This is a genomic window from Microbacterium sp. B24 (assembly GCF_000333415.1).
Lineage (GTDB): Bacteria > Actinomycetota > Actinomycetes > Actinomycetales > Microbacteriaceae > Microbacterium.
Genome location: NZ_BADB01000459.1, coordinates 1 through 6,936, shown reverse-complemented (window position 1 = coordinate 6,936; position 6,936 = coordinate 1). Strand labels below are relative to the sequence as shown.

The 6,936-nt window shown below is 68.5% G+C and carries 6 protein-coding genes and 1 pseudogene; all 7 read right to left on the bottom strand.

All coding sequences use genetic code 11. The annotated features are described in order from the left end of the window. Window positions 1-2,311: DEAD/DEAH box helicase (locus I5I_RS13665; protein WP_036320891.1), on the bottom strand; the 2,311-nt coding region annotated here is incomplete at its 3' end. Next, window positions 2,308-3,060, bottom strand: a complete 753-nt coding sequence (gene tatC, locus I5I_RS13660) for a twin-arginine translocase subunit TatC (RefSeq protein ID WP_036320888.1) — start codon at window positions 3,058-3,060, stop codon at window positions 2,308-2,310. The genes I5I_RS13665 and tatC, both read right to left, overlap by 4 nt. A gap of 65 nt (window positions 3,061-3,125) precedes the next feature. Further along, the gene (locus I5I_RS13655) at window positions 3,126-3,374 is read right to left on the bottom strand and encodes a twin-arginine translocase TatA/TatE family subunit (RefSeq protein ID WP_036320886.1); all 249 of its coding nucleotides are present in this window, start codon (window positions 3,372-3,374) and stop codon (window positions 3,126-3,128) included. A 59-nt stretch (window positions 3,375-3,433) separates the two neighbouring features. Then, on the bottom strand, window positions 3,434-4,402 hold the full coding sequence (locus I5I_RS13650) for a helix-turn-helix transcriptional regulator (protein ID WP_036320884.1): 969 nt from the start codon (window positions 4,400-4,402) through the stop codon (window positions 3,434-3,436). Beyond that, window positions 4,399-5,403: a helix-turn-helix transcriptional regulator gene (locus I5I_RS13645; protein ID WP_036320882.1), complete on the bottom strand. Its 1,005-nt coding sequence runs from the start codon at window positions 5,401-5,403 to the stop codon at window positions 4,399-4,401. The genes I5I_RS13650 and I5I_RS13645 overlap by 4 nt, the downstream gene beginning before the upstream one ends. 49 nt (window positions 5,404-5,452) lie before the next feature. Then, on the bottom strand, window positions 5,453-6,403 hold the full coding sequence (locus tag I5I_RS13640) for an FKBP-type peptidyl-prolyl cis-trans isomerase (RefSeq protein ID WP_036287765.1): 951 nt from the start codon (window positions 6,401-6,403) through the stop codon (window positions 5,453-5,455). A gap of 4 nt (window positions 6,404-6,407) precedes the next feature. Then, window positions 6,408-6,936, bottom strand: a pseudogene (locus tag I5I_RS13635) (tRNA (adenine-N1)-methyltransferase); the annotation flags it as partial.

Genomic DNA, 6,936 nt, shown 5'->3' with positions numbered 1-6,936 from the left:
CGGTCGAGCGAACCCCCCGCGCCCAGGAGTGCATCGCCTGGGCAAGACCGGTGGCGACCGGTGACGACCCGGGCAGACGATGGTCCTGCTCCAGATCGTCCAGACGCGCCCACAGCTCCTGCGTCGCCGTCAATGCCCCGCGGAATGCGCCGCGTGGAAGTCCGTGCTCTCCGGGGCCGCTCTCGTCGCGACGCGGCTCGTAGACGAGGCAGCAGGCAAGAGCGGCAAGACCCGCCGGGTCGAGGTCTTTCCAGATACGGGTGCGCAACGACTCCGCGACGAGGAGATCACGTTCGCCGTAGATCCGCTTCATCGTCGCGCCGGCGGCGGTCAAGGCGGTGGCGCCGTGGGGATCGAGATGCACGTAGTCCAGCGCGGTGAGCACATCGACGACCCGGTCGAAGATGCGGGCGACGGTGCCGGTGCGCATTTCGATCTGCTGACGCAGTTTGTCGGTATGGCGCCGGAGTTTGCCGTACCGCTCGGCCCACCGGGCGTGCTTCTCACGATCGGGACAGCTCTGGCACGGGTGCCGCTTGAGGCTGCGCCGCAGCGACTCGATCCGCTCCTGGCGCTGCTGGCGCACCTTCGGCGGTCCGGACCGGTCGCCCTTGCGTTCGAGATCGCCCAGCTCGCGCCTCATCCGCGCGAACTCGGCGAAATCGCCCCTCTCACATGCCATCGACGCCGCATAGCCGGCGAGGGACTCCTCGGCATCCTTGACCTCGCGCGCCAGCCCCACCACGGCCCGGTCGGCCTGGAACTGGGCGAACGACGACTCGAGGATCTCGCGCGCCCGGGCCCGACCGAACTGGTCGATGAGGTTGACCGCCATGTTGTACGTCGGACGGAAGCTCGAGTTGAGCGGGTAGGTGCGCCGCGAGGCGAGGGCCGCGACGGCCTGCGGATCGAGACTCTCGCTCCACTGGATGACCGCGTGACCTTCGACATCGATGCCGCGGCGTCCCGCACGTCCCGTCAGCTGCGTGTACTCGCCGGAGGTGATGGCGACCCGCGCCTCGCCATTGAACTTCTCCAGCTTCTCGAGGACGACGGTGCGTGCCGGCATGTTGATGCCGAGCGCGAGCGTCTCGGTCGCGAAGACGACTTTGACGAGCTTTCGCTGGAAGAGCTCCTCGACGATCTCCTTGAAGGCGGGGAGCAGGCCCGCATGGTGGGCGGCGACACCGCGTTCGAGGTTCTCCCGCCACTCCCAGAAGCCGAGGACGGCAAGATCCTCGTCGGGAAGCGTCAGCGTGCGCTCGTCGACGATGCGACGGATCTCATCGCGCTCGTCGCGGTCGGTCAAACGAACACCGGAGCGTCGGAGCTGCTGCACCGCTGCCTCGCACCCCGCGCGACTGAAGATGAAGAAGATCGCCGGCAGGAGGTTCGCCCGCGCGAGCAGTTCCACCACCTGCGGGCGGTCGATGCGCTCGATGCGCTGCGCGTTGGCGGAGCGCAGGGGGCGCACTCCCCCCTTCGGAGGCCGCGGACCGCCCGATCGATCGCCTTGCATCCGATGACGCTGCGAGCGATAGTCCTGCGCCCGCCGATTGCTCTCGAAGGTGGAGCCGCGCACCGATCGCAGGCGCATGAGCTCTTGATTGACCTGCGCGGTCGCGATTCCGGCCCGGTCGTCGAACAGCGGCAGCAGGTCACCGCGCACCAGAACATGCTGCTCCAGCGGAACAGGGCGGGTCTCGGAGACGATCACCGCGGTGTCACCGCGCACGGTGTCGAGCCAGTCGCCGAACTCCTCTGCGTTCGACACGGTCGCCGACAGCGATACCAGCTTCACGCGCGCGGGCAGATGGATGATGACCTCCTCCCACACCGCCCCGCGGAACCGATCGGCGAGGTAGTGGACTTCGTCCATCACCACGTACCGCAAGCCGCGCAGTGCCGGCGAATCGGCGTAGAGCATGTTGCGAAGAACCTCGGTGGTCATCACGACGACGCGGGCGTTGCCGTTGATGTTGGTGTCCCCCGTGAGCAGGCCCACCTCGTCCTCGCCGTAGACCTGCTGCAGCTCGCGGAACTTCTGGTTCGACAGCGCCTTCATCGGGGTCGTGTAGAACGCCTTCTCATCGGGTTCGCGCATGGCCAGATGCACGGCGAACTCGCCGACGATGGTCTTTCCCGCGCCGGTGGGCGCTGCCACCAGGACGCTGCGTCCGTCCTCCAGGGCATGACAGCCCGCGATCTGGAAGGGGTCGAGGTCGAAGCGCTGCTCGTCGGCGAAGGAGGCCGTGATCGGATGCGCCTGACGGGCCTGCGCCTGCGCGTAGCGGCTGGCGGGATCCGTCACAGGTCGAGCCCGAGCGCCTTCTCGCGTTTGGCGCGTCGGCGATCGAAGATCACCGAGAGCCCGGCGGCGGCGAAATAGAGCACCGTCAGGATGCCGGCCAGCAGCAGCATGCTGACGATGTCGGCGGCGGGCGTGGCGAGGGCTGCGAACAGCGACGCCACGAGAACGGCCACTCGCCAGCCCTTCAGGATCGCCATGCCGCTCATCACCCCCGCAAGGTTCAACGCGACCAGGAACACCGGGAGCACGAAAGAGACGCCGACGACGAGCAGCAGCTTGAAGACGAAGTCGTAGTAGTACTTCGAGTCGTAGATGTTCGACGCGCCCTGCGGAGTGAACGAGGCCATGAGCTCCACGATGTGGGGCATGATCAGCCACCCGACGAACACCCCGGCGGCGAACAGCGGCACGGCGGCGCTCACGAACCCGATGGTGTAGCGGATCTCCTTCCGGGTCAGACCCGGAACGAGAAACGCCCAGATCTGCCATACCCACACCGGTGCGGAGAAGATGACGCCGACCGCCAACGCGATGCGCAACCGCATATCGAACGGACCCGTGATGCTCTGGTACATCAGCGTCACGACGTCGCCGTCGCCGCGCTGGGCGGCGACGACCCGGATCGGCTCGGTCATGGCCCAGATGATGGCGTCGGTGAAGATCCAGGCGATGATCATGCCGACCACGAGCGCGATGATGCCGATGATGAAGCGTCGGCGCAGCTCCGTGAGGTGCTGCGCCAGCGACATCCGTCGATCACGACGGGGCACGTCGTCCTCGCCGAGACGAGCGGACTCGACCGTGGCCACCGACGTCAGGGCTTGGTGTCGGGTCCGGGCTCGGCGCTCGAAGCGGCCGTCCCGGCTGCGCTTCCCGTCACCGGCGGCGCGGGCGGCGTCGCGGTGGCGGCGTCGTCTTCCTTCATCGCCTTCATCTCGCCCTTGAAGACGCGAGCGGACTGACCGACGCTCTTGGCCAGCGCAGGGAGCTTCGCCGCCCCGAACAGGAGCAGGATGATGACGACAAGGGCCAGCAGGTGCCAGCCGGTCAAGCCTCCGAGCATGAGGGTCTCCTCGGGTCTGGGGATATCGCCCAGTCTACCTGCCGGCCCCGCCGCAGGGCTCAGGCGTACTGGGCGAGCCCTGCCTCGGCCCACGCGGCGGCCGCGCGACGCGCGGCGTCGGGACTGACGATCTCCAGATCGCCGCCGAGCTTGGCCGCCACACGTTTCAGACTGCGGGCGTCGCCCACGCGCACCCGCGCTGAGCGCACCGTTGCGTCCGTGTCGGCCGGGTCGTCGATCACGACGTAGTCGGCCAGCAGCGATGCCGCAGACGCCCGGTAGCGGACCGCGACCTCGACGTCGCGGGCGGCGCCCTCGAACAGTCCCGGAACGGTGTCGTCACCGTGGGTGCTCACGATGTCGGTGAGACGCACGTCGGAAACGCGGTCGAGGTGGAAGGTGCGCATCGCCTGACGCAGGTGGCACCATCCCTGCAGGTACCACTGACCGCCCGCGATGTGGACCTTGACCGGGTCGACCGTGCGTGTGGTGGGCGCGGCATCCGGGGCCTGGTAGGTGAAGGCCACGGCGACGCCGTCACGCAGGGCGCGATCGACGGTCAAGCGCACCTCGTCCACCTCACCGGGCGCGACGATGACGTCGGCGGGCACGCCGGAGGCGCCGCGCGCCAGTTTGGCCAGCAGACCCTGGATGACTCCGCTCTCGCCGACACCGGGCAGCGACGCCGCAACGCGAAGTCCGGCGAGCAGGGCGGCCGCCTCCGGGGCGGTCAGACGCGGGGTGCGCTCGAGCCCGACGCTGTTGGTGATGACGACCAGGTCCTGCTGATCCAGAAGATCCCAGTCGATGTCGAACAGATCGTTCGCCATCTGCCAGAAGCCGCCGTCGCCGGGCAGCCCGATGACGGTCAACTTCTCCACCATCGCCCGCATTTGTTCGACGGTGACATCGAACTCCTCCGCCGCCTCGGTGAGCGACACCTCGCCCTTCCCGATCAGATACGGCACGAGCTGCAGGATCAGGGCCGCTCGATCGGTGGCCAGCAGAGGTTTGCGTCGCGCACTCATGACCGCTCCCCCACCGCACCGCCGTGTATCTGCACGGTGCGTTGCAGACGTGCGATCACCTGATCGCGCAGGTCGTCCGGTTCGACCACGCGCACCTCCGGACCGTACGACGCGAGCTCGTCGGCGAAGATGTGCACGTCGACATAGGGAACGCGGATCCCCTGGCCGGCGGGCGTCGCCCGCCGCGTGAGACGCAGAGCGGCCTCGGTGCCGGGGGCGATCTCCAGCAGTGCCTGCTGACGGGCGGCGAGTTGCGCCAATCCGGTCAGGGCACGCTCGCCCGCCCCCTCGCGGAGGGCGAGGTCGAACGTGGTCCGCGTGATCGCGACGTCCGACACGATCCGGGACAGCAAGAAGGTGCGCACATCTCCCTGCGCCAGATCGAAGCCGTACACGTGCCACCTCGCCTCGTACTCGACCAGCGCGTAGGGCTGAACGCGTCGCACCCGTGCGTTCGCCTCGCCCGCCTTCAGGTAGGAGAACTCGACGACACGTCCCTGTTCGATCGCACGCTGCATCGGCGAGAAGGCAGGCTCGCGCAGATTGACACGCGGAGAGTAGCCGATGATCGGCGCGTCGACCTCGATGCCCAGCGCGCGGATCTTCCGCAGGCCGCTGCGGGCGTCGGCCGACATGGAGCTCTCGCTCCAGACACCACCGGCGAGATTCAGCACGGCGAGCTCGGCCGGCGTGAACTCGATGTCGGCGGGAAGCTCGTACTCCGCGGTGGGAATGCGGTACCGCGCCTCGCGGAGGTCATCGGGATCGGCATAGTCACCGATGGTCTCCACGGGGATGCCGAGCGAGCGGAGATTCTCCTTGTCGCGCTCGAACATCTTCTCCAGCGCGTCCTTGGAAGCCCCCGCGGAACCCTGCTCGCGGTAGCCGGCCACCGACGACAGGATCGTGTCCTTCGTCAGCCCCTGCTCCGTCGCCATGAGTGCGACCACCAGGTTGACGAGGCGCTCCTCGGGCGCGCTGCGGCTGGTCTCGGTGGGCACCCGTCAATCTTAGGCGCCGCCTGTGGAGCGGCGGCGGTGCCGCGCGGGGTCAGGGGGCGGCGGGAGTGTCCACGCCCAGCACGTCGATGACGAACACGAGCGTCGAGCCCGCGGGGATCGATGAGGTGGTCTTGTCCCCATAGCCGAGGGACGGCGGGATCACCACGAGGATCTGCGACCCGACCGTCTGCCCCTTCAGAGCCTGCGCGAAGCCCGGCACGACGGCATCCAGCGTGACCGCCGTCGATGCCCCCTTGTCCCACGTCGAGTCGAACACTTTACGATCGGCCCACGTGAGGCCCGTGTAGTTGATCCGGATCTGATCGCCGTCTCCGACGGCGGGGCCGTCGCCCTTCTTCAGCACCTCCACGGCGAGGTCGGACGGCGGCGCGGTGTCCGGGATGATGATGCCCGGCGTGCCGTTGGGAGCCAGCACGACCGAGGGCATCCCCCGTCGATCGTTGTACTGAGGCGTGCCGTCCGCCGCGGCGAGGTAGACCTTCTGCAGGTCGATCGCCACGACGATCGAGTCTGCGCCGGTGAGGCCCCACCCCTGCGCGGCCTCGGCCGACAGCGCGCTGGCCGGAACGGCGCCGAGGATGCGGGAGCCCTCGGTCGCGCAGGTCATCAGCTCGGCGAAGCCGGCGTACTGCTCACGCCACTTCGACAGCGGCGTGACCTGCGTGCCCGACGTCAGGATCTTCTGACCGGTCGACCCGCTCATGATCGTGATGGTGAACTGCACATCCTGCATGTCGGAGGTGACCCGCAGGCCGGAGCCGACGGTCTCGTCGACGGCGACCGTGTGATCGACGTAGACCGGAGCGCTCAAGGTCACGTTGGGGGCGCCCTCCGCCCCGGAGACGCTCACCGTGTTGAGCACACCCGAGCTGTCGGTGGGGCGGTCGCACGAGGCCGCCGATCCGGGCGTCGAAGCGCATCCGACGAGGGTCAGAGCAGACAGGCCGATGACGGCGAGGGCAGCAGGGATCCGGCGCACCGGATCAGTCTACGTCGTCCGGTGCACCGCGCCCGGCCGTGACGGCGTCGGCCGTCGCCTGCCGAGCGCCGTCCGCTGCGCGCTGTGCCTCGCGCACGCGCTTGCGGAGGTTCTTGTCGGTGATCTGACGGTCGCCGACGGCCCCGGGCGTCCAGAGTTCGACGTCCTCATCGGCATAACTGGGCTTCTTCAGTGCGCGCTTGCGCACGTCCGGGGGCATCGCACCCGGTGCCAGGCGACGCGCCGTGATGAGAAACCCCGTGTGTGCGACCATCCGATGATCCGGTCGCACGGCGAGCCCTTCGACATGCCATCCACGCACCATCGTCTCGGTCGCTTCGGGCTCGGTGAACAGACCAGTGGCGCGGATGTACTCCGCGACACGACTGAGTTGGGTTGCGGTGGCGATGTAGCAGAGCACCACACCACCGGGCGTGAGAGCGTCGGCAACCGCGTCGATGCACTCCCACGGGGCCAGCATGTCCAGAACGACGCGATCCACGGATGCCGGGCCCACCGCACCGGGAAGCTCT

Coding starts and splice junctions, on each gene's coding strand:
- tatC (WP_036320888.1), bottom strand. CDS start 3,060: ATGTCGCTGGCGCAGCACCTCACGGAGCTGCGCCGACGCTTCATCATC.
- I5I_RS13655 (WP_036320886.1), bottom strand. CDS start 3,374: ATGCTCGGAGGCTTGACCGGCTGGCACCTGCTGGCCCTTGTCGTCATC.
- I5I_RS13650 (WP_036320884.1), bottom strand. CDS start 4,402: ATGAGTGCGCGACGCAAACCTCTGCTGGCCACCGATCGAGCGGCCCTG.